This window comes from Vibrio sp. Isolate24 (genome assembly GCF_022398215.1).
In the GTDB taxonomy this organism is placed as follows: domain Bacteria; phylum Pseudomonadota; class Gammaproteobacteria; order Enterobacterales; family Vibrionaceae; genus Vibrio; species Vibrio coralliilyticus_A.
On record NZ_JAKEUU010000002.1, the window covers coordinates 436,839 to 463,578 of the forward strand.

29 protein-coding genes and 1 riboswitch are annotated in these 26,740 nt (G+C 44.6%); of the genes, 21 read left to right on the top strand and 8 right to left on the bottom strand.

Annotated elements, in window-relative coordinates; translation table 11 throughout:
• Positions 1–96 precede the first annotated feature (96 nt).
• The 4 genes from L1D23_RS10220 (at position 97) to L1D23_RS10235 (ending at position 4,991) form a co-directional block, all read left to right on the top strand.
• Positions 97–1,698, top strand: a complete 1,602-nt coding sequence (locus L1D23_RS10220) for a BCCT family transporter (RefSeq protein WP_239866011.1) — start codon at positions 97–99, stop codon at positions 1,696–1,698.
• Positions 1,699–1,791: 93 nt separating this feature from the next.
• Positions 1,792–3,528 (top strand): hypothetical protein, encoded by a 1,737-nt coding sequence (locus L1D23_RS10225; RefSeq protein WP_239866013.1) that lies wholly within the window; start codon positions 1,792–1,794, stop codon positions 3,526–3,528.
• Positions 3,525–4,256: a DUF3726 domain-containing protein gene (locus L1D23_RS10230; RefSeq protein ID WP_239866015.1), complete on the top strand. Its 732-nt coding sequence runs from the start codon at positions 3,525–3,527 to the stop codon at positions 4,254–4,256. The genes L1D23_RS10225 and L1D23_RS10230 overlap by 4 nt, the downstream gene beginning before the upstream one ends.
• 177 nt (positions 4,257–4,433) lie before the next feature.
• Complete coding sequence (locus L1D23_RS10235) at positions 4,434–4,991, top strand: thiamine phosphate synthase (protein WP_239866017.1); 558 nt, start codon at positions 4,434–4,436, stop codon at positions 4,989–4,991.
• Between the two features lie 31 nt (positions 4,992–5,022).
• Here the strand turns inward: L1D23_RS10235 and L1D23_RS10240 are convergent, their stop codons facing one another.
• Complete coding sequence (locus L1D23_RS10240; RefSeq protein WP_239866018.1) at positions 5,023–6,507, bottom strand: carboxypeptidase M32; 1,485 nt, start codon at positions 6,505–6,507, stop codon at positions 5,023–5,025.
• Positions 6,508–6,773: 266 nt separating this feature from the next.
• Between L1D23_RS10240 and L1D23_RS10245 the strand changes: the two genes are divergently transcribed.
• Positions 6,774–7,388 carry a LysE family translocator gene (locus L1D23_RS10245; protein ID WP_171354491.1) on the top strand — a complete coding sequence of 205 codons (615 nt, stop codon included), beginning with the start codon at positions 6,774–6,776 and terminating at the stop codon, positions 7,386–7,388.
• 36 nt (positions 7,389–7,424) lie between these two features.
• Here the strand turns inward: L1D23_RS10245 and L1D23_RS10250 are convergent, their stop codons facing one another.
• The 3 genes from L1D23_RS10250 to L1D23_RS10260 form a co-directional block, all read right to left on the bottom strand.
• Positions 7,425–8,798, bottom strand: coding sequence for a sodium:alanine symporter family protein (locus L1D23_RS10250; RefSeq protein WP_239866019.1), 1,374 nt, complete (start codon positions 8,796–8,798; stop codon positions 7,425–7,427).
• 109 nt (positions 8,799–8,907) lie between these two features.
• Positions 8,908–9,012, bottom strand: a riboswitch (glycine riboswitch).
• Positions 9,013–9,305: 293 nt separating this feature from the next.
• Positions 9,306–10,652: a carboxypeptidase-like regulatory domain-containing protein gene (locus tag L1D23_RS10255; protein WP_239866020.1), complete on the bottom strand. Its 1,347-nt coding sequence runs from the start codon at positions 10,650–10,652 to the stop codon at positions 9,306–9,308.
• A complete protein-coding gene (locus tag L1D23_RS10260; RefSeq protein ID WP_239866021.1) occupies positions 10,639–10,857 on the bottom strand; it encodes a hypothetical protein in 219 nt (72 codons plus the stop codon). The genes L1D23_RS10255 and L1D23_RS10260 overlap by 14 nt, the downstream gene beginning before the upstream one ends.
• 449 nt (positions 10,858–11,306) lie before the next feature.
• On the opposite strand from L1D23_RS10260, the gene L1D23_RS10265 reads away from it, so the two are divergent.
• Positions 11,307–11,549, top strand: coding sequence for a hypothetical protein (locus L1D23_RS10265; protein WP_239837173.1), 243 nt, complete (start codon positions 11,307–11,309; stop codon positions 11,547–11,549).
• Positions 11,550–11,594: 45 nt separating this feature from the next.
• On the opposite strand, the gene L1D23_RS10270 is transcribed toward L1D23_RS10265, so the two are convergent.
• Positions 11,595–11,933: a 50S ribosome-binding protein YggL gene (locus tag L1D23_RS10270; protein WP_239866022.1), complete on the bottom strand. Its 339-nt coding sequence runs from the start codon at positions 11,931–11,933 to the stop codon at positions 11,595–11,597.
• A 459-nt stretch (positions 11,934–12,392) separates the two neighbouring features.
• On the opposite strand from L1D23_RS10270, the gene L1D23_RS10275 reads away from it, so the two are divergent.
• The 3 genes from L1D23_RS10275 (at position 12,393) to L1D23_RS10285 (ending at position 15,469) form a co-directional block, all read left to right on the top strand.
• Entirely contained in the window at positions 12,393–13,124 is a 732-nt protein-coding gene (locus L1D23_RS10275; RefSeq protein ID WP_239866023.1) for a chromosome partitioning protein ParA, read from the top strand.
• 133 nt (positions 13,125–13,257) lie between these two features.
• Positions 13,258–15,030 carry a bifunctional diguanylate cyclase/phosphodiesterase gene (locus L1D23_RS10280; RefSeq protein WP_239866024.1) on the top strand — a complete coding sequence of 591 codons (1,773 nt, stop codon included), beginning with the start codon at positions 13,258–13,260 and terminating at the stop codon, positions 15,028–15,030.
• A 49-nt stretch (positions 15,031–15,079) separates the two neighbouring features.
• On the top strand, positions 15,080–15,469 hold the full coding sequence (locus L1D23_RS10285) for a ribosome recycling factor family protein (protein ID WP_239866025.1): 390 nt from the start codon (positions 15,080–15,082) through the stop codon (positions 15,467–15,469).
• A gap of 5 nt (positions 15,470–15,474) precedes the next feature.
• Here L1D23_RS10285 and L1D23_RS10290 read toward each other — a convergent pair whose 3' ends face one another.
• Positions 15,475–16,437: an integron integrase gene (locus L1D23_RS10290; RefSeq protein ID WP_239866026.1), complete on the bottom strand. Its 963-nt coding sequence runs from the start codon at positions 16,435–16,437 to the stop codon at positions 15,475–15,477.
• Between the two features lie 280 nt (positions 16,438–16,717).
• Here L1D23_RS10290 and L1D23_RS10295 point away from each other — a divergent pair, with 280 nt between their 5' ends.
• The 12 genes from L1D23_RS10295 to L1D23_RS10350 all read left to right on the top strand — a co-directional run bounded on the left by L1D23_RS10295 (position 16,718) and on the right by L1D23_RS10350 (position 24,087).
• The gene (locus tag L1D23_RS10295; RefSeq protein ID WP_239866027.1) at positions 16,718–17,236 is read left to right on the top strand and encodes a hypothetical protein; all 519 of its coding nucleotides are present in this window, start codon (positions 16,718–16,720) and stop codon (positions 17,234–17,236) included.
• A 165-nt stretch (positions 17,237–17,401) separates the two neighbouring features.
• Positions 17,402–17,800, top strand: a complete 399-nt coding sequence (locus tag L1D23_RS10300) for a VOC family protein (protein ID WP_239866029.1) — start codon at positions 17,402–17,404, stop codon at positions 17,798–17,800.
• A gap of 146 nt (positions 17,801–17,946) precedes the next feature.
• Positions 17,947–18,282, top strand: coding sequence for a zinc ribbon domain-containing protein YjdM (locus tag L1D23_RS10305; protein WP_239866031.1), 336 nt, complete (start codon positions 17,947–17,949; stop codon positions 18,280–18,282).
• A gap of 128 nt (positions 18,283–18,410) precedes the next feature.
• A complete protein-coding gene (locus L1D23_RS10310) occupies positions 18,411–18,836 on the top strand; it encodes a hypothetical protein (protein ID WP_239866033.1) in 426 nt (141 codons plus the stop codon).
• Between the two features lie 99 nt (positions 18,837–18,935).
• Positions 18,936–19,451 (top strand): lipocalin family protein, encoded by a 516-nt coding sequence (locus L1D23_RS10315; protein ID WP_239866769.1) that lies wholly within the window; start codon positions 18,936–18,938, stop codon positions 19,449–19,451.
• Between the two features lie 316 nt (positions 19,452–19,767).
• Complete coding sequence (gene lamB, locus L1D23_RS10320; protein WP_239866035.1) at positions 19,768–20,970, top strand: maltoporin LamB; 1,203 nt, start codon at positions 19,768–19,770, stop codon at positions 20,968–20,970.
• A 259-nt stretch (positions 20,971–21,229) separates the two neighbouring features.
• On the top strand, positions 21,230–21,604 hold the full coding sequence (locus L1D23_RS10325) for an MmcQ/YjbR family DNA-binding protein (RefSeq protein WP_239866037.1): 375 nt from the start codon (positions 21,230–21,232) through the stop codon (positions 21,602–21,604).
• A 105-nt stretch (positions 21,605–21,709) separates the two neighbouring features.
• On the top strand, positions 21,710–22,141 hold the full coding sequence (locus L1D23_RS10330) for a GNAT family N-acetyltransferase (protein WP_065741652.1): 432 nt from the start codon (positions 21,710–21,712) through the stop codon (positions 22,139–22,141).
• 148 nt (positions 22,142–22,289) lie between these two features.
• On the top strand, positions 22,290–22,796 hold the full coding sequence (def, locus tag L1D23_RS10335; RefSeq protein WP_006962566.1) for a peptide deformylase: 507 nt from the start codon (positions 22,290–22,292) through the stop codon (positions 22,794–22,796).
• Between the two features lie 35 nt (positions 22,797–22,831).
• Positions 22,832–23,227: an NUDIX domain-containing protein gene (locus L1D23_RS10340; RefSeq protein WP_038510990.1), complete on the top strand. Its 396-nt coding sequence runs from the start codon at positions 22,832–22,834 to the stop codon at positions 23,225–23,227.
• Between the two features lie 139 nt (positions 23,228–23,366).
• Positions 23,367–23,750: a DUF4345 domain-containing protein gene (locus L1D23_RS10345; protein ID WP_239866039.1), complete on the top strand. Its 384-nt coding sequence runs from the start codon at positions 23,367–23,369 to the stop codon at positions 23,748–23,750.
• A 1-nt stretch (position 23,751) separates the two neighbouring features.
• Entirely contained in the window at positions 23,752–24,087 is a 336-nt protein-coding gene (locus L1D23_RS10350; RefSeq protein ID WP_239866041.1) for a hypothetical protein, read from the top strand.
• Between the two features lie 33 nt (positions 24,088–24,120).
• Here L1D23_RS10350 and L1D23_RS10355 read toward each other — a convergent pair whose 3' ends face one another.
• Positions 24,121–25,671, bottom strand: a complete 1,551-nt coding sequence (locus L1D23_RS10355; RefSeq protein ID WP_239866042.1) for a DHA2 family efflux MFS transporter permease subunit — start codon at positions 25,669–25,671, stop codon at positions 24,121–24,123.
• 3 nt (positions 25,672–25,674) lie between these two features.
• A complete protein-coding gene (locus tag L1D23_RS10360; RefSeq protein WP_239866043.1) occupies positions 25,675–26,730 on the bottom strand; it encodes an HlyD family secretion protein in 1,056 nt (351 codons plus the stop codon).
• Between the last annotated feature and the right edge of the window lie 10 nt (positions 26,731–26,740).

The following is a 26,740-nucleotide window of genomic DNA, read 5'->3' on the forward strand; positions in this document are numbered from 1 at the left end:
AGCAGCCCACCACTACAACTAAAATAAGGTGGGTCGTTGAATACACTCGTGTAGCTGGCCTGATGGCCACTACCGAAAAACTTCTGGAGTCAGCATATGTCTGATTTAACCAATAGCATGAAAGCTGCCGCACTGAACATGGCATCTGACAAATCACAGGCTAAGCACAATACGTCTGCCAATGAAAATTCGCCTGACAAGCTTGGGCTGAGTAATCCCGCTTTCTGGTATAGCGGTGGGTTTATCGCTCTGTTTGTTGCTTTAGCGCTCTATGATGGCGAGCTGTTGTCTAATCTGGTCAATGCAGGATTTGGCTGGTCAGTGAAAGTGTTTGGTCCATACTGGCAGTTGCTACTGCTTCTCACCTTTCTTATTGGCCTTGGGCTCGCTGCAGGGCGAACAGGTAAGGTGATACTCGGTGGCACAACCAAACCTGAAATGGATACTTTCCGCTGGACGGCGATCATTTTCTGTACCTTACTCGCTGGTGGTGGTGTGTTCTGGGCTGCGGCAGAGCCAATTGCTCATTACGTTAGCCCACCACCACTTTACGGCCCACAAGATAACCCTCAACAGTTAGCCGTCAACTCACTGTCGCAATCCTTTATGCACTGGGGATTCCTTGCATGGGCCATTGTTGGCAGCCTGACAGCTATTGTGGTGATGCATCTTCATTACGATAAAGGTCTGCCGCTGAAACCTCGTATTCTTCTCTATCCGCTTCTTGGTGAACGTGCATTAAAAGGCCATACGGGTGCGATCATTGATGCGTGTTGCATCATCGCGGTTGCTGCAGGGACGATAGGTCCAATTGGCTTCTTAGGTCTACAGGTTAGCTACGCGTTAAACGCATTGTTTGATATTCCCGACGGCTTTACTACTCAGCTGATCATTATTCTGTTTGCCATCGCACTTTATACTTTGTCTGCTCTGAGTGGTCTGAATCGTGGAATGCAGATGCTTAGCCGTTACAACGTAATTTTGGCTATCGCCCTGATGATCTATATCCTTCTATTTGGCCCAACGAACTTTATCTTCAACGGCTACATTCAGGGTGTGGGCAGCATGCTCGATAACTTCATACCAATGGCGACTTATCGTGGGGATGAAGGCTGGCTTAGCTGGTGGACGGTCTTTTTCTGGGGATGGTTCCTTGGCTATGGACCTATGATGGCAATCTTTATTGCGCGCATTTCCCGCGGTCGCAGTATCCGCCAGTTAATCTCGACTATTAGCATTGTGGCACCACTGGCGACCTGCTTCTGGTTTACTATTGTTGGTGGTTCTGGTCTGGCATTTGAAATTGCCGAGCCGGGCAGTGTCAGTAAAGCCTTCGAAGGTTTCAACCTGCCAGGTGCGCTATTGGCGGTTACTCAACAACTACCGTTACCTATGGTGGTGTCGGTGCTGTTCCTTATCCTGACGACGATCTTCATCGTTACAACCGGTGACTCCATGACGTACACCATCAGCGTGGTGATCAGTGGAGAAACCGAGCCTAATGCCATCGTTCGCACATTCTGGGGTGTCGCCATGGGTGTGACGGCGCTGATTCTGATTTCACTGGGTTCAGGCGGAATCTCCGCATTGCAGTCTTTTATCGTGATCACTGCGGTTCCGGTGTCATTGATACTGCTGCCATCACTTTGGAATGCGCCACAAATCGCAATCAAGATGGCGAAGGCGCAAGGGTACTAGTGACTACTTATTAACAACTAATAACGTGAACAGTGTGCGGAAATTGTCCGCACACTCCAACCATTCTTACAATAACAACAGGTGGTGAGCAAAATGGATGCACATCGTTCTACTTACACTGAAACATCGCTGCGCAATGCAGAGGTGGTCATGGCGCCAGAAAGGCTAGGAGCTATGCACCAGAATCGAATCAGTTTTGTACGCAGTCTGATTCGTAAAATGGCTAGACAACAATGGCAGGTGAGTCGTCATGATTGGCAACTTTGCCCGCAAGGGTTTGGCCATGTCATTTACCGACTTAACACCCCACACCATGTTTATCATCTCGTGGTGTTTTGTGATCAGATTGCAGACGAAGAGCGCAATGACAGAGTCATCGCGGAAAGGTGGGATGTCACGTTTGCCTTGGTTTACGGTGATGTTGATGTGAGTTTGCTTGAACAGTTGCGTGCCAATGTTCCGCTTCAGGAAGCTGGGCGCAACCCGAACAATGTGTTGGTGCTGGCAAGAGCAAATAAAAGTGTAAGAGTGTTCGAACATATTGTCTCGGCGCTGGCTAAAGGCCTTCAACCACAAGGCGAAGAGTTGGCACAGGTGGGTTATATCCTCAGAACAACAGCCGTGTATGGCAACGGTAAGTTTGGGATTGCGGACTTCAAGCTACTGGAGAACAATCCGGACTTCAGTCTGTCCTTCAGTGCGCAGATGTGTGCTGTGTACCTGCTACGTGAGTTCAGTCTCGATTGGGTGCATTACCTTGCACGTCAGCAAGGTGGCAATAATGCAGTTGAGCTAGACCGAGGACTGCAACGCTATCTTGGCGTCGGCAATGCCACTGGGTTGGGCATGGCGCCTTATTTGATTAATCACCCATGTATCGTTGATCAATGGATGACGGCCCGTGAAAGTGCTTTAGCGCTTGTTCTGGCAAAGCCATGCGATTCAGAGATGCATGGGCCTTTGAGTCAGTTATTGAATAAAGCCATCAAACACTTAGAGCAGGTCGTGACCATCAATCCGCATCAGGATACGTTGAATCAACAGGCGATTGCTGAGCTTACTATTATTCATAAAGATCTGGCGAACATCACCTCACAGCAGCCCAACTGGCAGAGTGTGATGGAGGGTTTGACGACCTACAGTTTGGAAACTCAAGAGATTGTCACTACTTGTTTGATTGAGCTTTACCCAGAACTAGTTAACGGTTTTGAAGAGCAGATGAACACCGACGAAACTTTGTCTGTTGCTACCGGCAAAAGTGTTGGTGATTTGCTTAGTGTGTTAAACGATAAGTATCGCTGGGCGATTGACGCCGATTACTCGCTGGCAGAAAATAACTATTGGTTCTGGTATCGCTCTCAGGATAAAGAAGAACCGAGACTTGGGGTTCGCGGAGAGGAATCCGGTGAAGACCGAGAGCTGCCGCTTGATATCGGTCGTCAGGTCAACCGCCTGTTTAACGCAGCCTCTCAGCAGCCGAGTGAGATGTCACTGGCTCAGTTTCTATTACAACATCCTCAATATCGCTCTGTGGCGCGTCGAGTCTGGACCTTGGGGCATCGCCAGATGGGCGATATTCAGATGAATGTGTTACGCCAAGATGCACTGCCTATGCACTTGCTGCGCTGTAAGCTGGCTTTCTTTGGTGCGACGAAATTTGATCCCCGCTCAGATCGCTGGGTACGGGTGACCTTTTTTCAAGGTGCGCCTTTGCTGGACGAAATCGGCTCAGAGCAGCACAACGATAATTGGATTTTCCCTTTGATGCCAACCGAAAGTGAGATCCAGAGTCGTCAGTCGAACAAGGTTCAAGGGGGAAACGCATTATGATCGTGTCACACAATGAGCTGGTTGCAGCAGTCAATAAAGCGTTCTTAGGCGCACGTCGTATGTGTGGTGAAGCGGATGTTATTGCCAATATGGTGGCCGATTTACAAATGGCGGGGCTGCATGGTGTTCGTCACTTTAATAATGCCAGTCGTTTTCTCGGTTTAGACTCTGACTGCGCGGTGTCGATTTCACAACGTTCTGATGAGAGCCTAGAGGTGGATTTGCACAATAGCAGTGTGGCTTGTCACTTACCTGCCGTGTTGGACTTTGCGCTGGAGAAAATGGCCCAGTCTAAAACCATTACTATTGAGCTTAAGCAGTGCCATAACCGTTGGCTGGCGTATAGCGAGTTTGTGAAGTTGGCAGCTAAAGGTATCGCGTGTCGTGCCCGCTGGACCAATGGCACCAGCCCTAAAAATGTATTGTACGTGTTAAATCGAGGCCAAATTGCACCGGAACTGTATTTCTCAGAGGAGAGCCGTGGTTCGATAGAAAGTTATCACTCGATGACGATTGAATTAGCGGTAAGTGATTTTGATGTCAGTGCTAGTTCGCAAGGCTACAACGTGTATGTTGATGCTAAGGAGCTCGTCGATGCACAGCAGTCCTCATGGCGAGAGGGTATTTTCGTTGAAGACGAAGAATGGGAATTACTAAAGCAGACCGCGACTGTGTTTCTGGTCGAGAATAGCGAACGTTCAAGGCAGGGTGCCGGAGAGCTTGCCTAATACTGAAAAGCCAAGGTCAAGACCTTGGCTTCCAAAGCAGTGAACTATAGGGCTAGTAAAATAGCGATGCTGTGCGTCGCTATTTTTGCTCAGATGACGATGGTAGTGAAAATCTCGCGCTCAAGTAGTAACATTTCGGCTGTTTCGCAGAATTTGTCGAAGAGAAAAGAGGCGCTAATGTTTTTACCTGCAAAGTATGCCATCACAAGCGATGCTAAAAGCCTAGATAAGTTGGCGCAATTACTTGCTTTGCAAAGCGTTGACAGTTTGTGCCAACTGAGAGCCAAGTCGTACAGTTTATCGTCTCTAAAGCAAGCAATTGGTCCCCATGTGAAAGGGGTTGTTTTGGTCAATTCTGCTTCCTACGATGGCACGGACTTAGCTCCTTTTCATGGCGTGCACCTTACCTCGAAAGACCTCTCAGATAAGGCTTTGATTCAGTCGATTCGTCACAGCGGCGCGCAATTTTTGGCGGCATCGTGTCACAATGAGCAGGAGATTGAGCTGGCGAATCAAGCGGGGTGTGACTTCATTACTATTTCGCCAGTGGAAGCGACGAACTCTCATCCTGATGCCACTCCGATTGGTTGGCAGCACTTTGCGGAGCTATCCAAACTGGCGAACATGCCAACCTTTGCCCTCGGTGGGCAAAGTACCCATAACGTAGAACATGCACAAAGCTACGGTGCGCACGGCGTTGCTGGGATTTCAGACTTTTGGAAGGTTGAGAAATGAAAAAGGCTGGTGAATTCACCAGCCTTAGCATTTAGCCTAAGTAGCGATTCTTGAGATGATCTTTAAAGAATTGCGCGTTGAGAGTGTCACCTGTTGCTTGCTTCACTAACTCATCTGTTGTGAGTAAGCTTCCCTTGCTCCAGATATTGTCTGATAGCCAGCTAAAGATTGGCGTTAAATCGCCAGCTTGAATGGCTTCATCAACATCAACAGTTTGCTTCATTGCCGCCATAAACTGCGCGGCATACATTGCCCCTAATGTGTAAGATGGGAAGTAGCCGAATGCGCCGTCGGTCCAGTGGATGTCTTGCATACAACCGTTCTTAAAGTTGTCTTTGGTCGACAGTCCAAGGTAAGCCTGCATTTTTTCATTCCACAGTTCAGGAACGTCAGTGTGTTTGATCTTACCGTTGATCAGGTCGCGCTCAATCTCGTAGCGTAAAATAACGTGAGCAGGGTAGGTAAGCTCGTCGGCATCAACACGAATGAAGTCTTTTTTCACGCGGGTGTATAGTTTGTGGAAGTTTTCCTGCGAGAATAGCGCTGGGTTATGGCCATCGAAATGCTTGGCCGCAAAACCTGCCAAATGAGCGATAAAGGCGTCGCTGCGCCCGACCTGCATTTCAAAAAATAGCGATTGAGACTCGTGAATACCCATAGAGCGAGCTTCACCAGAAGGTAATCCAGCTAGAGATTTTGGTAGTCCTTGTTCATAACGAGCATGACCCGTTTCGTGTACAATGCCCATCAGCGATTGAACGAACTCGTTTTCGTCGTAGCGAGTCGTAATACGCACATCCGATGGTACACCGCCACAGAATGGGTGCACACTCTCATCCAGACGACCATGTTCAAAGTCGAACTGCAGTAGCTTCATCACTTCGAGACCAAGTGCTTTCTGCTTGTCTGTTGCGAATTTACCTTCAGGTTGAATAAACTGCTCAGAAGACTGTTTTTCAATCACTTCATCGATAAGTTCTGGCAACCAACTTTTCACATTGCTAAATAAGGTGTCTAGAGAAGCAGAGCTGGTACCGGGCTCGTAAATATCCAACATAGCATCGTATGGAGTGAGTCCGTTTGCGTCTGCTCGGATTTGTGCTTCTTCCTGAGAAAGCTTCACTACCTCAGCCCAGTTCTTCTCGAACCCAACCCAGTCATTGTCACCACGTTGTGTACGCCATGCATGTTCACATTTAGAACCTGCAAGGGATTTAGCTTGCACCAATTCTTCTGGGAGAAGATTGGCTTGCTGCCACTGGCGTTTCAACTCGCGAAGTGTCGCCTTGTCATCTGTATTGAGCGATTCACCTTCGGCTTCTGCAAACCAGTCTGCCAGTTGAGGTTGAGTATGAAGGCCGTGAATATGAACCGAGAGTTCCGCCATGGCTTCAGAGCGAGCTTGGTTACCGCCGCTAGGCATAACCGCTGCTTGGTCCCAACCACAAATAGAAGCAAGGTGGCTGAAATGAGAGATTTTTTTAGAATGTGCTTTGAGTTTTTCGAATGCGCTCATGGGTCGCCTTCCGTGACTATTTAGGGGAAGGAAAGTGTATCAACCTCGCGTATTCAGACCAAGTACTATCCGGTTACATCCATTGGATTGAGTTCCTGTTAAATCACACTATTTCGAGTATTTAGTGATTTAAATGTTATTGGCGTGTCGGAAAAGAATTCCGTTTCGTTGTTTATTCACTGACGTTTTGATGATAGAAGAGGATTATCAAATGGCCTCGATGAATTCGAGAAGAGGCATAGAAAGGAGTAGATGTGATTAACAATATGGAAGCGTTTCTGATCGCCATTACCATTTTAACGCTAACACCGGGTCTGGACACTGCGCTGGTGCTACGCAATTCTTCCCGAGGTGGAGTGAAAGATGGCGTTGCCACCAGTCTAGGTATTTGTTTAGGTCTGTTTGTCCACGCGACGTTTTCTGCAATTGGTATCTCCGCTATTTTGGCTCAGTCGGCAGAACTGTTTAATGCAGTAAAGATGGTTGGTGCCGCTTATCTTATATGGCTGGGGGCGACAACTTTAAGAGAGGTCTGGAAAGGAGATGTGGCTCTGTCGAATATGGAGTCTCATACGCATAATCTGGATATGAAACGCTCTCTTCGAGAAGGCTTTCTGTCAAATATTCTCAACCCGAAAACAGCAGTTTTCTATCTAGCGTTCTTGCCGCAGTTTATCAATCCCGAGGGTTCGGCATTTTTGCAATCCAGTTTGATGGCGGCTATCCACTTTGTGATTGCCATGATTTGGCAGTGTGGCTTAGCAGGTACTTTGAACTCAGCAAAGAACCTACTTAAAAGCCCTAAGTTTATGCGCCGGATGGAAGCAACAACGGGAGTGGTTCTTGTTGGCTTGGGTGTGAAACTTATGGTGGAAGAATAAAAACAGCGGCTTTTAACCCGCTGTTTTTTTTATTGGTTAGCTCTGCATCTGAGGCTGCTTTATGTTATCGACAGCGGCTGAGAAATACGCTTTCGTTTCCTCAATCACGACATGACGTAGCAAGATCAAACCGATCAAGTTAGGTACCGCCATCAAGCCGTTAACGATATCGGCGATAATCCAAATCATATCGAGGTGTAGGAAAGCGCCTGATGCCACCAAAGCAAGGAAGATAACCTTGTATGGTAGAACGGCTTTGGTGCCGAACAAGAATACGACACAGCGCTCACCATAGTAGTTCCAACCCAGAATGGTTGTGAAGGCGAAGAAGATCAAACCAACAGAGACCAGAATAGGGCCAAGCGTTTCAGCATTCAGGCCAACAGCAAAAGCGTGAGTCGTCATCGCTGCACCGGCAAAGTCACTTTGCCAGGCTCCAGTCAGGATCAGTGCAAGGCCTGTCATCGTACAAATGATGATGGTATCGAAAAAGGTACCTGTCATCGAAATCAGACCTTGTCTCACACACGAATCGGTTTTCGCAGCCGCTGCTGCCATGGGAGCACTACCAAGACCAGATTCGTTAGAGAAGACACCACGAGCAATACCCGATTGGATGGCTAGCATGATGCTCGCACCAAGGAAGCCACCTGTTGCCGCCGTTTGTGTGAAAGCAGACACCAGAACCAGCTCGATAGCATTGCACAGTTGATCGCTATTGATGACAATCACGCTCAAACAAGCCAATACGTAGAACAGCGCCATCGTTGGAACGACTTTGCCAGCAACTTTAGCAATTGACTGAATACCACCCAGCGTGACAAACGCGACTAGTAGCGTCAGTACAACTGCGGATGCTTCGCGCGGCACGCCAAAAGAGATTTGGCTGGCGTCTAGAATCGCGTTTACCTGAGGGAAAGTACCAATACCGAAGCAGGCAACACCCAAAGCGAAGAAGGCGAATAGCGAAGCGAGCGTACGAGAACCCACCCCATATTGGAGGTAGTACATTGGTCCACCAACCATCTGGCCTTTGTCATCTACCTTGCGGTATTTAACAGCTAATAAGCATTCCGCGTATTTAGTCGCCATTCCGAACAGAGCAGCAAGCCACATCCAGAATAGTGCACCCGGACCACCAAGTTTTATTGCGGTTGCGACACCAACAATGTTACCTGTACCAATGGTGGCAGAAAGTGCGGTACAAAGAGCGGCGAAGCTTGAAACATCACCTGGTTTTTTAGAATCATCTTTGCTGAAAACCATTTTCAGTGCAGTCGGTAGGTGTCGAAACTGAAGTAAGCCTAAGCGAAAAGTAAAGTAGACACCGGTCCCCACTAACAGGATAAGCAGTGGTGGGCCCCAGACAAAGCTGTCGATAGTTTTAAGTAAAGATTGAAGGTTATCCATGATTTCCCCTTAATTGATAAAGCATTACTAAGGAGAAGAGTGAAAGGGTAGAGACGACAAGTCTCAACAAACGCTACAGGCAGAAAAGCGATCATAGCTAGGTTGTTCTTTTCACTCCTCTGTCCTTTTGCCTGAGAGTTTCACTACACACATTAATAGTATGAAGCTTGCTCCTTCGGCGACCGATTTAACGGTTCTCTCCAGAGGTTCCTCCAACTACAGTCCTCGCTGTTTTCACAGCACCTGAAAGATTTACTTCTTCGGTAGGTTATTTTGTCCAAATGTTAAAACTTGGTAAATAACCACTCTCCTGCAGTCTTCATTGGAACGATTGCTCGTAAATTAAGCAAAAGTTGGTTGATAGCACTGGTTGCTGTCAACGTGTGAACTCTATCATTATTTTTGTGTAATTCAATAATTATTTTGCATGTTCTACAAGGTGGGGAAACGATTGGAAATGTGAGGTATGGAAGAGCCTCTAATAAATTTAGAGGCTCAGTTAAAGGATTATTCTTTGTGTCGTGCATTGACGCTATATCTTACATTGTCATCCACGAAGTCATACTCAATTTGCGCGGGAGTAACGTCACATACTTCAGAGACAGGCGTTAAAGTGCCGCTCGTACCATAGCGAAGATCAAATTGAATAAATCGACTAGAGACATTATCTTGATCTCCTCTAGGAATTTCCTCTATGTACATTTCAGTATCGCGGCAGCGTCCCGAGATGTAAATGGTGGTAGAAAACATAATCGGCTCTGAAATAGTAAAGTCTTCGAGTGTGACATCTTGATATGTGCGACTGAGATCAATGGTTTGACTGGTGTAAGTCATCCTTCCAGCAAATTTTTCCGCGTAAAGGCTGCCACTCCAACCTCTTGGTACAGGTAAAGTGTATGCGCCATTAGCATCTGTTTTAGCGATGGAGAAGTAACCCCTTACGTCTGCGTTTTGAACGGGGATACCATCCTGAGAATACACATATCCTTCAATGTTCACTTTTGAAGTAGGGCGCGTAAATAGGTGCGAATTACTAATATCACCAATCAATAACGTGCCAGATTGAAACCCAAAACTAGATCCATATTGACTGCTTCCGTCTCCAGTCTGAAAGATGTCAGCCAATTGCCAAGACAACTCTTTACTTTTTTGGATATCGAAACGATAAACTTTACCTAGCGTGTCATCACCGATCATGAAGGTGGTACGATCTAGCTCCACATCATGACCGAAATCGCCTGTTTCGGTATCGATATCCGCTTGCTTGATCGTTTGCTGTAGGCTCCAAGATTCGTAGGGGTGGTTTCTTATGAAGATATGCACGTACGATGTTGTGTAGCTACTTACGACTAAAAAGTGTTTATTCACGTCAAACGCGAAGCCAAACTGACTGGATTGAGTCGGGGTTTTATCTGGTGACTCAATGACATCACCTAAGTGCCAAGTATTAAGATCTCTACTTCTGAAAATAAAGATACGCTCAGCCGAAGATTCGCTGATGTACAACTCGTTCGCATGACGGCGAACAGTAAATCCTAAAGATCGAAAAGTAGGGTCGGGGAAGCTATTGACGTCTAGTTTATCGACCAGTTGCCATTCCCCAGAGTTTCTGAGGTATACATAAACGCTTCTTTGTTTGGGATCGGAAATTGTGAGTAGCTGGTCATCAAGGTAAACAGACTCACCAAATAGAGAAAGTTGTGGATCAACGTCGTCTGGCAATTCGATTGTACTAGATAACGTCCAGTTCGGTTTGAATGCGTTCTCGCGCTCGTACAGCCAAACTTTGTGCTCAGAGTTGGAGCCGATAGCAATAAAGCGGTCTGTGTTGTAGACGTATTTATCGGTATCCACTGCCGGTAACCGGAAGCCTTGGGCCAAACTTCCAAACGCCAAAATCTTTAAAAATAATTTGGTTTCCGATGACACCGACGTTACGTGAAAGTGATGTTGTTCCTGCTACTTTGTCGATTTTTTGATAATCGGATAAATCAGGAAAATTGGGTGATGCATTTGTACTTAATGAAAATAAGGCAGCGAATAAGGCTAAATATCGCATGGAGGTCTCTCCTCACTAATGAAGTAGGAATTCATGGCGGAATGAGACTTACAACAAGTTGACTGCGGACTAACTTAAGCTCTCGATGAATATCAGAGCATGAGAAAAGTTAGATCTCGTTGCTCTGAAGAAGCCATACTACATATAAATCAATTGGCATATCAATAGCATTTCGAGTATTTATACTAGTTGATATATATAAAATTTTAACTAATTAAAATTATTGAGTTTTATTTGATTTAAAAACTATTGGATGGAGTGTGTTGAGGGTTTTAAATTGAGTTTAAACAAAATGACTATTTAGTGTCTTTTTGACTTTGTTATTGTTGTGTCTTATTGACTCAGATTAACTTGATGGAATTTTTATTTTATTGATTATATAGAGATTTTCAAGTTGGCAGGAAGAATGCTATGTAGAGAGAAAAACAAAATAATCTAGTGAGGTCTCTATGTTTGCTCAACCAACTCGCACCGCATTTAAAACACTTTTGACTGTTTCAAATATTGGACTGGTTGTCACTTTTCTCGCACTGGTGGTCAGCGTGCTGATTTCTTATCCATACGCTAACTCCTTCAGCCTGAATACTCAAATTGCGGCGCATATCAGTACCATCGTAATAGCTGCGTTTTTGAAAGTGAGTTATGTCACCCGATGCTTGGCGCAATACAATCTAGGTTTGGAAGTGAAATAGATATGACATAGTAATAGCGCCCTGAGTAGGGCGCTACTGCAAAGCTTAGAAGTAGTTCGCGTCAACCAGCTCGCTCACCTGCACTGATTTCACATCAGCTCGCGCATCAAGCCATGCAGCAACTTTGGCTTGCTGCTCTTTTGTTACGCTTTGATATCTTTCTGAGTGACAAATAAAGCCTTCAAACAACTCTAGGCCACCTCCACCAAAACTCAATCCAAGTGCATCGATGTAATCAATGAACTCGTCAACAAACGCGTCGTAGCTATCAAAGTCAGTGATCGTTGTTTCACAGCTGATTTCAAAGCCAAGCATCGCGAACTCACCCAAAAATAGCTTCTTCTGGATACGGCGTTTCTTATTTTCTAACTTATATGGTTTCATTATTTTGCCTCAAACTTTCGAGATAGTCCGTTATACCTTATATTTGATGCAGGCCCAAATTTAATTCTGTTAAAGCCTAGTCTTAGCCGTTTAGACTGAAAAGGTTGTGTTTTGTTACGATTAGCTTGATATCACATAACGAAACTGGAATGGGAATGTATATAATTGAATCAAATGGGTGTAAAACAAACTGAACTCTGACCCAACGCTCTTAAAAAATGGTATAAATGAATGAGTTAACAGGCTATTGAGGTTCTCGCAGAGTCTGGCTAAGGAGAGGGCATGACAAGATTGATTGCTATAGTTTTTTTGGTGGCGTTAGCGTTTGTGCTGATACGATATAGAACCAATGAAAAACTGCAAAAATACGTCGTCATAACACTGGTCTCTGGCTTTTTAGTTTATACCACGACATTAGTGGTTACGGAACTCATGCGCTAAATCTGTAGGAGCAAAGAATTGAACAACGAGTCTGAAGTTGAGAATGATGATGTTGTGGTCATCGAAGAACGGGACAAGCGCAGCTATTTGTATATTGTCATTGCAGGTGTCATAGGGCTAGCGTTAGGCGGCCTTGCCGGAGCCGTTGTTACGGCTGATAAATGGCAAAAAGCATATGATGGGCTGGAAGAAAAGTATCAGTCACTGGTTGAAGATAAGAAACAACTCGTGAACCAAGTCGAAGTTAAGGTTGCGAAAGTCGATGATGAAATTGCCGTTAAACTTCAGCAAGCCATTGATGAGCAGCAACAAGAGCATGAAGCGGCTCTGGCAGCGCTACGTTCTGAAGTGTCGGAGCTTGAGAAAGTCAATTTATCTCTTGAAGAACAACTGAATCAGCAGAAGCAGAAGATTGCTGAAGCGAACCGAGAGAATAATCAACTGAATCGACAGGCTGATATGCAAGCCACGATGTTTGAGCGGTCACGAGAGTTATTCCAACAAGAGCTCAAAGTTAAGCAGGAACTGGAAGCATTAGAAAAAGAACGGGAAGAGCTGGAGCCTAAAATCAAGCAACTCAAAAAAGACTGTGATTTGTATCTGGCGGGGACTTCTTGGGAAGCAAAATCTGACTCATGTGACAAGCAAGATGAAGCCAACTCTCGTTTAAGTCAGGTCAATCAGATGATCAGGGTACATCAAATGGATCTCAAGCAGATGAAAGCGTTGACTGACGAGTTAGGCTTATAGTCAAGTCTAACGAACTTGATATGAAACCTCTCTTATGAGAGGTTTTTTTACGCCTAAAGTGGGCAAGAAAACATTTTATTACTAATTTTAAGAGGTGAGGTAGTTAACGTTGCTAATGCAGTAAGGAAGCGGTGTGCATAAGAATAACAGTACAGAGTGGTTTCAAATTATTGCCAACCTTGCTTTTCTTTGTGCTGTAGGGGTTGTGTCTTATAGCCTAGTCAATCAGGATCACACCTGGTCGAGGATCTTCTTCTTATTCCCGATACTAATGATACTGTCTTTAATCTCGTCTGATTTAACACTTCGACATTTATTTTCATTCTCTGGTGTGGCTATGTTCTTAGTCGGCGGTCTGATTGAACCGTTTGATGTAGCTTCCATCCGAGATAGTTTAATGCTCATTCCTTTGTGCTACATCGTATTGTTCCCAGGTTCTTTGTGGCCGATCGCGGTGGGAGCGGCGCTCATCAATGGATATCTTTACCAATTAACGACCACTGACTTCGAGTTATTCGTCGAAGTGGCTACCGAAGTCAGTGCTATTACCATTGCATTGACCGTGATGTCATATTTCTATGTTAAAGCACGAGAACAAGCACTTACCTACAAGAAAGAGAGTGTCACTGACTATCTAACTAAACTGCCAAACTTGCACGCTTTTTACAGTGATATTAAACAAGTCAATGCCAGCAATGCTGACCATTTTGGCTTGCTGCATATTGGTCTTGAAGGGTTTAAGAATGTGAATGACCGTTTGGGGTATCGTCATGGTGATGTGTTGTTGGTGGCGTTTGCTAATCACATTAAGCAATTAGTTGGTGGCTATGGAAAACTGTATCGGTTGGGGGGAGATGAGTTTGTTCTTATGGTTGAGTCCACTGGGGTGGAACTGGTGCTTGATGAAGTAGTCGAGATTCTTGTGAGGCACAAAAAAACCTTATTTAACATAGATAATACCAGTCATAGGCTTGGGTTTTGCATTGGCGTCGCTTTTGCGAGAGACGTCTCTGAAAGTACCGATGTTTGGATTAAAAATGCCGATTTTGCATTGTACAAAGCGCGCTCGGAAGGAGCGGGTACAGTGTGCTGGTTTGATGAAGCCTTGCTGAATGAGACGATTCGCCAGCATCAGATAGAAACAGAAATTAAAGAAGCGTTAGCCAAAGATCAATTTGTGCTTTGTTATCAGCCGAAAGTTTCTACGACCACGTCGGAAGTGGTTGGTGCGGAAGCTCTGATTCGATGGAAACACCCACAGTTAGGGGCGATAACGCCAGCGGAATTTATTCCGGTTGCTGAGAAAACAGCGCAGATAGTTCCCTTAGGGCACTGGATTTTACGTGAAGCCTGTAAGCAAATTAAAGCTTGGCATGATGAGGGGATTGATATCTGTGTGTCGGTAAATGTGTCCAATGTACAGTTTGCTCACACCGATTTGTTTAAAGTGATCTGTGAAATTCTTAGAGAAGTGCAACTGCCTTCCCACTTATTGCAGATTGAGATCACGGAGTCCACATTGATGAAAGATCCTGAGAGTGTGACGGATATTTGTGGACAACTGCGAGCGTTGGGGATCTCAATTGCGATTGATGATTTCGGTGTGGAATACTCGTGCTTGAAGTATCTGAAGCAACTTCCGGTTGATGTATTAAAAATTGATAAGTGTTTTGTTGATGATTGTGCAATTCACGATTCCGACAGAATGTTGCTGAGAACGATAGTGCAGATGGGGCACAGTTTAAACATTAAAGTGGTCGCAGAAGGAATAGAGGATGAAGATCAACTGGAGGTTCTTCGTCAGGAGCGATGTGATGAATATCAAGGTTATCTGTTTTCTCAACCCCTGTCTGGTAAAGAATTTTTCTCTTTGTTTAATGTGAGTGCTAATAAAGCCTCGGCATAAATATCAGAGTAGGTTACAGTGCCCCAGTGTTATCCAATTGAGATACTAGATGCCTACCGATAAGCTGATTATTCCCCTCCCTTCGCTGATTCGTCGGATTGGTAGTGAACAGAACAAACAGTTACGTGTCATCGCCAAACAACATCACTGTGAGCTAAAGCGCATTCGTCGGTCTAGAGATTGGCAACTGATTGGCGAACCTGAAGCGTTACGTGAGCTGGTTAATTCTTTACATCAGCATGCATCGAATTTAGAGTTTGTGTTGAACAAACTAGAAGTGTTTATTGATTTCCATGCACCGCCTTGTGAGTCTCTTGCTGCACAGCTTGAGTACTTATTGCGTTCTAACTCTGCTATCACCTTAAATGAATTGATGGAGCAAACCGGATGCTCTCTGTCGGAAGCACGTAGCGCTCGGTTTGCTCTAGACGTATTATGAGCGAACTAGTTGAGGTGATCTAATGGGCTTATTGTGCCCGCGTAGTGCTGGCCTATCACATGGGTGTAGATCTGTGTCGTCTTAACGTCGTTATGACCCAACAGCTCTTGAACACTGCGAATGTCTCTGCCAGCCTGCAGTAGGTGTGTCGCAAAGCTATGGCGAAATGTATGGCATGATACCTTTTTGTTGATATCGGCTTTAGCTACAGCTCGACTCAAGGTTTTTCTAACGACACTGCTGTGAAGGTGGTGCCTAGAAGGGCGGTGATTGTGTGGGTTGTGAGAAATAGAAGGTGAGGGGAAGATAAACATCCAGCCGAGTTGTTGAAACGCGTTAGGATACTTTCTATGCAGTGCATTTGGTAAAGATGGGCCAATACCATGCTGGTTGTCAGCTAGCTGTAACTTTTTAGCTGCATCTATTTGTTGGTGTAACTGACTAACACACTGATGGCTGAGTAATGTCTGACGGTCTTTCTTGCCTTTTCCATCCCTCACGGTAATAGACAAGTTGTTTAAATCGATATCTTGTACCCGAAGCCTTAGGCACTCTGAGATTCTTAACCCACTTCCATAAAGTAATTCAATAATCAGTTTTTCTTTTCCATCTAGATAAGAAAGGATTTGCTTAATTTCACTCGGCGTCAATACAATCGGTAACTGTCTCTGCTTACTGGCTAAGCTAAACCCCAAATCCCCTAAATCAATTTTTAAATAGCTCTGATAGAGGAAAACCAGCGCATTAAGTGCCACCTTTTGTGTATTTACGGCCACATTACGAGAGTTCGCGAGGTAGGATAGGAATTGAGTTACTTCATATGCGCTCATATCTTGAGGGTGTCGTTTATCGTGAAAGAAAATAAACGAACGAATCCAGTACAGATACGATTTCTCAGTACGAATGCTGTAGCCACTTAACCTCATATACTCACATACCTCTCTAAGAAACGGGCTTTTCTCAGGCATTGAATCATCTTCGGTTCGTTTAGACCTGTACCTTTATAGCGACTTCCGTGAACAGAAAAGTGTGATTTTTGGCTTATTGTGAAGATTAAGAATGTTGTACTTGAAGTGACGTTCACATGTAGAGCTGTTCATGAAGAAATGAAGTGGTTGGATACTGGTTATCTATGTATATCCTCTTTATGTTACCAATTGAGTAATAACCTTTGATTCCAAGTGGAATCATTCTATATAATTCCTTTTATTTTTCAGATACTCAGTACCTAGTTTTAAGCTAATTATCATGCCTTTTTTTATTCTTATTACGCTCCTTTTTGTTTTATTAACCCTCTTTGCCTTGTACTTCTATTTTGAAGCTAAACGGAAAAAGGAAGCACAAGATGCGAAAAAAGCACTGACCGTGCGTGTCGAAAAAATGAAAAAGCGATTCAAGTCAGAAGCTCAGCAATGGATGTTTTCTGGAGCCTTGTCCAAGCAGGATGAGAGCACGATGATTCGATTGCCGAACTATTTTTTTGTTTTTCAGCCGATAACGCCTGAAAATGTAGAACATTACGAACAGTCATTAGAAAGCGTGTTATTGACGGTTAATGAAAAGGTGTTGCTCGTCCCTAATAATAGTGATGATGTCACTGTGACATGCGAGCCATTGTGTCAGTTTGTTCAGTCTCTACCATCTGCTGCTCAAGGCTACAATGCCAGCTTTTATCGTAATGATCTGCCTGTGCTCATTCAAAAGCTAAGAGATGCTGAGATTGAGCCAGTAGATGAGCGGAACCAAGAAGAGACAGAAGTTGCCTAAGGGCTTTTCACTTAAATAGAGAGCGCCTGTTGGCGCTCTTTTTACTGGCTAGCGTTTATTTCTTTGTTCGAAAATATTGAATGACTTGATTTAAATATGTGTGTTGTTGCAAATTTTTGTTGTTTTATGATTTCTCATCAATAACTTACATAATAAGGAAATGAAATGGCAGCATTAACCAAAGGTATACATCACGTAGGATTAACCGTATCTGACTTAGAAGCCAGTGCTCAGTTTTTTATTGAGCACTTAGGTTGGAATGAAGTAAAGAGGAACCCCGATTATCCAGCCATATTTGTTAGTGATGGCAATATCATGCTGACGCTATGGTCCTCCCAGGTTGCTAACCCTACTCCGTTTGACCGAAAAACGAATGTCGGCTTACATCATTTAGCCTTGCTTGTTGAAAGTGAAGGGCAATTAGATCAATTACGAGAGCAGTTCCTCAAATCAGGGATTGAGGTTGAGTTTGGTCCTGAGCTTGTTAAATCCGGCCCAGCCAAACATCTTATGTGTTACGACCCAAGTGGTATTCGAGTAGAGCTATTCTGGACTGGCTTGTAAAATAAGCATCTCAGAGACTATCAATGTGTTAAATATCCCCCTTTTGGGGTACTTAAAAAGCCTTTTCGTTGTTAAAGGTAATGGCTCGCTTAGAGCTAAAACTCGCAGTATCATATTGAAAAATAATTGTAGAGAAGTCTTTTAATATGTCATTTCCCCCATGTCCTAATTGCCAATCTGAGTATGTTTATCAAGACCAAGATCATCTGATTTGTCCTGAGTGTGCTTATGAGTGGAATCCAGCCGAAGTATTGGAAGCTGAAACTTTGCATGTGAAAGATGCCAATGGCACACTCCTCGCTGAAGGGGATAAGGTGACATTAGCGAAAGACCTTAAGGTGAAGGGAAGCTCACTGGTCTTAAAAATTGGTACGAAAGCAGTGATTCGACGTATTGTCGATGGCAAGGATCATCAACTGGACTGTAAAGTCGATGGAGCAGGGGAAATGATGGTAACGGCGCAATTTGTTAAGAAGGCTTAATCCGACCATGGATTAAACGCATTACTTGGAGAAAAGCTCATCAACAATCCGTTACCTTATTCCTGTTTGCTCGAGATTCATGTTGTTTTAAGATTGTCTAACAACATACAAGGCTAAAAAGGTTATTCATGAAGAAAACAGTGAGCTTAATTGTGATGCTAGGGGCTCTAATTGGTTGTGATGATGCAACGAAAGCCATCGATCAAGCGCAAGAAGCCGCCAATAAAGCGGTGGATGATATTCAGCAGCAAGTGGAGTCAATTGACTTGGATAAGTTAAACCTTGATCAGCTTGGCGCTGCAACTGAGTCTGCTAAAGAAATGGCGACATCTATAGAGGAGGCCATTAGCGTTGATTTTGATAATCCAGAAGCTTTGACCCAAGCTAAGGAGCATATTGCAAATGCATACAGCTGTTTGGTTGAAACTTCCTCTGAAACCACCGCTTCTGAACTAGTAGATCAATTGTTGTCGTCGGTGAATAGTGAAGATGCTATCGCTTTGATTGAGAATGGGGTTGAACAAGCCAAATTGTCACAAGAATGTATCATGTGAACTTTTTAATCCTATTCCCTTTCATATCTAAGTGATCCTTTATTGGCACTAAAAGGTTTGTGATTTTTACACCAAGGTTATAGACGACTGCGAGATATGATGAACAGAGTAATTTTTTTGCTAGCGGTACTTTTTATCAGCGGCTGTTTAGGAATGCCGAAAGATGTGAAACCTGTACAAGGCTTTAAAATCGATAGGTATTTGGGAAAATGGTATGAGATTGCAAGGCTCGATCACTCTTTCGAGAAAGGGCTCAGCCAAGTTACCGCAGAGTATCGCTTAAAACATGATGGGGGCATTAAAGTGATTAACCGCGGTTTTTCCGAAGAGCTTAGCGAATGGAAAGAAGCGGAAGGCAAGGCGTATTTTGTTCGAAGCGCAGATCAAGGCTATCTAAAAGTGTCATTCTTTGGGCCATTTTATGGCTCATACATTGTTTTTGAGCTTGAGAAAGAAAATTACGATTACGCCTTTGTGTCTGGGCCTAATAATAATTACCTATGGTTGTTAGCTCGCACCGCTTCAGTAGAGCAAGATGTCATCAACAAGTTTGTTGCTATGGCCAAAGAGAAAGGGTTTGACACGAACCGGCTTATTTTTGTTGAGCACAAATAGTATTCACTTGCTTTAAACTTTTCTATTTAAAATCAATGCTTAATTGGTTTTTCTCCTTGGTTTCTCCATTGTCCTCTATTTCTCTTTGAATGAATTTGAGCGGTTTTCTTATTCAGCCGCTCTATTGTCAAACCGATAACTAGCTCACTTATTAATATTTCTAATAGTTAAGGTGATCACAATAATTACAGTGATTGCTTTCCTTGGTCTACTTATCACTTCAGGATGGGATCGATCCCATGGGATTGTTCCCATAAATCATAAAATATACAAACTTGAGTGAATCAATTGAGCTTTACGCTACAAGGAAAGAATTATGAAACTATTACCTATTGCCAGTGCACTTTCTGTTGCCATTCTATCAACCAGCACGTTAGCCGCCACTTCTCCCGTCGAATTTTACGGCTACATGCGTGGTGGAGTCGGGCTAAGTAATGAGGGCGGTTCTAACAGCAAATGGGAAGTGAACAAGGTCGGTCGTCTTGGTAACGAAGATGATCTGTATGGTGAGTTTGGCCTGAAAAAAGAAGTCTATGCAGAAGACGAAGTCTCCTTTGTGGTTGACTCGATGCTTAAATACTGGGAAGGGCAAGATGAAAACTCCAAAGATCGCAGTGTTGAGTTAGCACAGCTGAACGTTCAGGCAACAGGTTTATTTGAAGATAAAGACATTACTATCTGGGCGGGTGAGCGTTACTACCAACGTCACGACGTTCATATCGTAGATAACTACTACTGGGACGTCAGCGGTATCGGTGGTGGTGTTGAACACATTAATATGGGGCCGGGTAAGTTGTCCGTTGCGCTTCTACAAGATACTGTGGCTGACGACTTAGATGATGGTCAGGAAACGACGGCTGTTATTGCCGATGTTCGATACGCTGGCATCCCAATGTGGGAAAATGCAGATCTGGAAGTCGGCTTGGATTATCACGCGGGCAACGAACGTAGTGGTCAGTCACTGGATGCCGACAACAGCCTGATGTTTACGGCAAGCCTTCAGCAATCACTGGACAATGGTTTCAACAAAACAATCCTACAGTTAGCGAACTCTGGTTACGCGGAGCAAATGACGACATTTGGTCACGGTAATGGTCTGGTTCGTGATGCTGCAAACAACGATGCGAAAGGTTACCGCCTGATCAACTGGGGTGTTATTTCTGTTGGAGACAAAATTGAATTTGGTCACTCTATCCGTTATGCCGCAGCCACAGATGTGGATGGTACTGCGACGGATGATTCCACACTCAGCGTGGTAGTTCGTCCGCTATACAAATGGACAGATAGAATGCGTACCATTCTGGAAATTGGTGGTTTCTCAGAAAAGATTAATAACGTAGACAGTGCAGGTAGCAAGTTTACTGTTGCACAGGCTTGGGTACCTAAAGCGGGTTTTTGGTCTCGACCTGAGATTCGCGTATTTGCTACTTATCTGAATGATGCAGAAAATGATAATGCTTTTGGTACAGGTAAGGACACAGAAATCAGTGTTGGTATGCAGGTAGAAGCTTGGTGGTAAGCGCTTCGTAATCGACTGACTTTTCTTACTGGGCGGGATAAAATTATCCCGCCTAAACTCTTCAAGGTAGCTCTTCTCAGATTTCACTTCTTTCTTGATAACACCTCATTGCTGTACCATTAGTTTTTCGCTAAGTCTCAATTGTTTGGCTACACCTTAACGGAAGTACCGACAGGTACCGTTGAACAACGATCACGATTTGTTCTTGATGCGCTAAGCTCTCGTTAACCTCTATCAATAAGTGACTGAAGAGATAAGCATGACTTACGAGCAGTTTAATCAGTTTTGTTCTGAGCTTCCCGCGACTACCCATATTGTGCAATGGGGGGATTCTCATGTTTGGAAAGTAGGAGGCAAGGTATTTGCTATCGGCGGTTGGGGCAAATCGGACAAACCCGCATTTACGTTTAAAACCTCCGCGCTAAATTTTGATTTTCTCAGCGATCATGATGGGTATATTCCTGCGCCTTACTTTGCGAATCGGGGTATGAAATGGATTCAGCAAGTGGAAACGTCAGGTGAACTCGATGAAGAGCTGGTGTACTACCTGCGAGAGTCTTATCGGCTGGTGGCTTCAGGTTTGAGTAAACGTAAGCAAAGTGAACTTGGGTTGAATCTGGAAGCGAAAAGCTAGCATCCTGTCATTTCCTTTCTCCAATCTATACTTTGTTTCTCGCGGTTGTTAGGATCCGCATTCGCGGCTGCACATGGATACAACTTACGAATTAAGTGACTCATTATGAATGTAGAAAATGTGCTTCCTGAAAATTTCGCAGAGATGCTGGATGTTTGGGAAAACTCAGTCCGAGCGACTCATGACTTCATAACAGAAGAAGATATTGAGTTTTTTAAACCTATTATCATTGAACAAGCTTTTCCGGCCGTCACACTGAAGTGTATAAAAAACGAAACCGGCAACATTCTCGGCTTTGTGGGTGTTCATGAAGCAAAAGTAGAAATGCTGTTTGTGTTAGACGCCGCGAGAGGCAAGGGAGTGGGGAAAGCATTATTGCAATATGCCATTAAGCATCTTGGTGTAAACAAAGTAGATGTGAATGAGCAAAACCCAATCGCGGTCGACTTTTATAAACACATGGGGTTCCATGTTGAGTCGCGCTCACCTGTTGATGATATGGGAAAACCATTTCCAATTTTGCATATGACGCTCTAAGTCTCGGTTTGTCGTCACTCAATCTGTTAGAAGAAACGCTCAAAGCTAATAACTTTGAGCGTTTCCGTATATATTCATTGTTTACAGTGACTTATATAGCCTAAATGATAGGTTATTTGCGCAATCTAATTTTCACATAAGGAACCTAATGGCTGTCTTAAAGATTCTTACCGCACCAGATCCAAAGCTAAAGATAAAAGCTGAAAAAGTATCGGACATTCAATCCGTTCAGACCCTAATCGATGACATGCTGGAAACACTCTACGCGACAAGTAATGGAATTGGTTTGGCGGCAACTCAAGTTGGCCACCGTGAGGCTATCGTGATTATTGACCTGTCGGAGAGCCGCGATCAGCCACTGATATTAGTGAATCCAGAAGTAGTAGAGGGTAAGAATCGAGCGATGGGACAAGAAGGGTGTTTATCCGTCCCGGATTATTATGCTGATGTTGAGCGTTACACATCTGTTGTCGTTGAAGCTCTAGATAGACACGGCGAACCTGTGAGGATTGAAAGTGATGATTTTCTTGCGATTGTCATGCAGCATGAAATCGATCACTTGGCAGGTAATCTGTTTATCGACTATCTTTCTCCATTAAAGCAGCGTATGGCATTGAAAAAAGTGAAAAAACACATCAAAACAATGGCAAGCTAAACATGAAAAAATGATAAATACAGGGAGTGTAATTAATGCAGCCTTTTGAATGTGTGTCATTTCTTTTAGTGGATAACAACCAAATACTGCTAGAAAAGAGATCGATACATAAAGCGAGTGACCCTGGCTTAACCTGTATTCCCGGTGGACATATAGAAGATGGCGAAACTCAGCCACAAGCCCTGTGCCGTGAGCTAAAAGAAGAATTAGATATTACTGCAAATCAGTACCATTACTTGTGTTCTCTTTACCATCCCACCTCTGAGCTACAGCTACTGCATTATTACGTAGTTAGTGAGTGGCAAGGTGAGATTAAAGCATTGGAAGCAGAGAGCGTAAGTTGGGAAAAGCTTGAATCAGATTCAGTTTCGATTGAGGCAGATAAGCGAGCGATAGAAGAATTCAAACGAGTGAATCATCATCTTTGTTAGTTAGGAGGGGGACTATGAACCAAGCTGAGGCATTGTTACCTCTTCTGCCATCGAATACAAAAACGGTGATCTACACTCATATCTCAAGCTCGCTCAGGTTAAGCCAAACTAGTGTTTTAGAGGTAGAGGAATCTTATCTATGTCAAAAGGCCTCATTCTACTGACTTCTGCCGTATTCTTTTTCTATGGTCTGGCGTTCGCTATTGCCCCGAACAGTATGCTTAGCCATGCGACTGGTGGATATGCGACTTCTGCATCCATGCTGGTTGATATGCGGGCAACCTATGGGGGTATGTCTGTCGGTGTCGCGCTTATCCTGTTCCTGCTTTCGCAAAAGCCGTCAACACTCACTGTAGGCTTGCTGGCTGTTATCTTTGTCAATGCGAGTATGGCGACAGGGAGAATCATCGGCTTGGTAAGCGATGGTGAAGCCAACAGCACGATGCATTTCTATCTCATGCTGGAAATTGGTGTGTCATTGTTCGCCCTGTATCTGTTTAAATCGGAAAAAGCAGGGAGTTGATATGCCAATAGCACATTGCACAATTTTGTCGGATTTGGTTTCCAAAGCAGAGACCGGTGAAGTTATTGAGCGCTGGGGCAGTTTGTCTGAGCAGCCTACCACAGATATGACCATTAATTTTGTTCGGGCTGAGCGGCAAGAGGGAAAGTCGTACCAAATCATTGCCAACCTTTTCTTACCGTCAGTCTGGTCAGAAAAGTCAGTGAGCGCGCTACAGTTGGGGTTGGCAAAAGCCTTATCAGAGAGTTTTTCTGTCGAGCCCAAAAACATATTGGTTATGACAACGGTTCTAAGTTCAGGCTTCGTGGTGGAAAATGGGCGTGAAGTGACTTGGTAACGTCGCGCCCAGATTTGTACCTTCGCTATGAATTTAGTTCTTCATATTAAGAATGAGTACCGCTGCTAACGCTAGAAAAGCGGTCATCATCAAGAAGACGTCGTTGTAGGCCATGATCGCGGCGTCGCGTTGCATGGTACTGAGTAAACTGGCTTCAGCTTGCATCAAGGCTGTTGCGGCGTCACTTCCAGATTGCATAAAGAAGGCTTGCTGCTGGTGCAGCGTGTCCCAACCTAATGTACTCACCGACGGCAGAGATTCTTTAATATGTGCGAGGTGTTCACGGGTCTTGTTGTCGAGCAAGGTCGCAATGATAGCAATACTAAAAGCACCGCCAAGGTTACGCATAACATTGGTCAGTGTTGAGGCATCTGGAGTGTCTAGCTTGCTGATGTTTTTCATCGCGACCAGAGATAACGGCACCATAATGAACGGGCTGCCAATAGCACGTAGGATCATCGACAGAATCAACTGGTGACCACTAAAATCTATCGTCATGTGAGTATTAACATAGCAACTCAAACCAAACATCGCGAAGCCAAAGGTGACTAAGTACTTAGGCTTGATGATTTGAGTCAGCTTCGGAACCAGTGGAAAGATCAGGAGCTGAGGAAAGCCCATCCACATCAGGACTTCACCAATCTCCATCGCGTTGTATTGCTGGATCTGAGTTAGGTAGAGAGGCAGCACATAGATTGAACCTAGTAAGGCCATGCCCAAAATCAGATAAGCAATACACGACATGGCAAATTGCCCATCACGCAGTAATCTCAAGTTCACTAGTGGTTTCTTGTGCTGTAACTCATTGATAACGAAGTACACTAAACTCACGGCGGAGATAATGCTTAGCGTGATGATAAAGCTAGAGCTGAACCACTCCTCACGGTTTCCTTCTTCCAATACTACTTCGAGACAGCCCAAACCTAACGCCATAGTCGCAATGCCGAACCAATCGGCTTTTTGGAGGGTATTTAGGCTGAGCTTCTCGTCATCCAATCCATAGCGAATCATTGTAATCACCAGGAGCGCTGGTGGAATATTGATATAAAAGATGTAGTGCCAGGAAAGATTTTCCGTTAGCCAGCCACCAAACGTTGGACCAATGGACGGAGCAAACGTAGCGGTAACACCGAACAACGCCATACCGACGGCTCGCTTGTTAATCGGAAGTAGCTGAATAACCAGAGAGAAGGCGAGAGGAATTAATGCACCGCCACTAAAACCTTGCATTGCACGGAAGACGATCATCGAGGTCATGTTCCATGAAAAAGAGCAAAGCAGTGATGACAGTGTGAAGATTGCTGTTGTCCAAGTCAGGTAACGACGCTTGCCTAGGGCTTTAGACAACCAGCCACTGAGTGGGATAGCAATCATCTCCGCGACTAAATAGGATGTCGAAATCCATGAGCTCTCATCCAGAGTCGCAGACAAGGCACCTTGTATGTCTTTCAGCGACGAGTTGGTGATCTGAATGTCGAGAATAGCCATGAAGGCGCCGATCAAGCCACCAAATAAAGCGATCCAGTGGCGTGTTGACACTTCATTCTCTTGAACGGCAGGTGAGTTTAAGGTTGCTTCCGACATGGATTAACCTCTGGTATCAATGGTTGCCACAACTGATAACCCCGGTAGTAATCGGCCTTTCAATGCTTGTTGGTCGGGGATGGTGATTTTAACTGGTACGCGCTGAACAATCTTGGTGAAGTTACCTGTCGCGTTCTCCGGAGGCAATAGCGCAAATTTAGCGCCAGTGGCAGGTGAAAAGCTGTCTACGATGCCTTCTAATGGTTGGCCTGGAAAGGCATCCAGCTCGATCTCAACTTTTTGTCCCTGATGAATGCCGCTCAACTGAGTCTCTTTGAAGTTAGCTTCTATCCAGACGTCACTCGTCGGCACCAAGCTCATTAATGGTGTACCAGCTTGAACCAACAGACCTTCACGCACACTGCGCTTGCCTACGATACCATCTACCGGCGCATAGATTTTGGTGTAGTCGAGGTTGAGCTGAGCTTGCTCGACGGCTGTTTGAGACTCAACAATGGATGCCTGAGCTTGTTTAATGTCGCTATCGATGACCGTGAGCTGATCGTGAGCAGCAACCAGACTCGCTTTCGCTTCATCCAGCTCGGCCTGAGTGACTTTTTGTTGAACCAGCATGTTGTCGACTTCATCTTGCGAAGCGTAGTTGCGTTTAAGAAGGCTGCGTGAACGTTGTACTTGCTGAACAGCGCGATCATATTCCGCTTTTGCTGAATCGACGCGGCTTTCTGCTTGATGGATTTGGCTTTGTTGCAAGGTTTGCTGTGCTTTTAAATTCTCTACACTGGACTGTGTGACGGTGAGGTGTGCTTTCGCTTGTTCGAGAGCAGTGCGGTAGTCACGGTCGTCAATTTGGACTAACAGATCGCCTTTTTTGACTTTTTGGTTGTCATTGACAAAAGAGTGTTCAATGTAGCCAGCCACTTTAGGGCTAATCGTGGTGATCTCTCCCTGAAGGTAGGCGTTGTCGGTGGATTCGAAGTACTGACCGTATCCAAACCAGTATCCACTGCCCAGCAAACCCAGTGAAAGCATAATGGCTGTCGCGATAAGAGGGGCTTTTCTGGTTTTTGCTGGCTTAGTATCAGTATGTGTATCTGTCATTATTTTTCTC